This is a genomic window from Pseudomonas sp. HY13-MNA-CIBAN-0226, from assembly GCF_040310305.1.
Taxonomy (GTDB): Bacteria; Pseudomonadota; Gammaproteobacteria; order Pseudomonadales; family Pseudomonadaceae; genus Aquipseudomonas; species Aquipseudomonas gregormendelii.
Window position 1 is genome coordinate 1 of the sequence record NZ_JBEOPS010000401.1, and the last position, 257, is coordinate 257.

Consider the following 257-nt stretch of genomic DNA (forward strand, 5'->3'; position numbering starts at 1 on the left):
GTATAGGCTCGGACGTTCTGTGTTTGCAAGAGGTACAAGGTCAGAATCTTAAGCGCAATATGCAATACAACGAATATCCTGATCAATCACAGCATGAATGGTTTGGCGAATATCTACAGCTGCAAAACAGTTATGGTAAAAACTCAGAATATGAAAACGGTCATCATGGTAATGCCGTGCTCAGCCGCTTTCCGTTAGATCCAAAACATAACGTCAATATTACGGTAAATAAATTGGAGCAGCGTGGGGTCTTACAT

Annotated in this window: 1 pseudogene; it reads left to right on the forward strand. The window is 41.2% G+C overall.

Annotated elements, in window-relative coordinates:
- Positions 1-23 precede the first annotated feature (23 nt).
- Positions 24-257 (forward strand): annotated as a pseudogene (locus tag AAEZ05_RS29265) (endonuclease/exonuclease/phosphatase family protein); the annotation flags it as partial.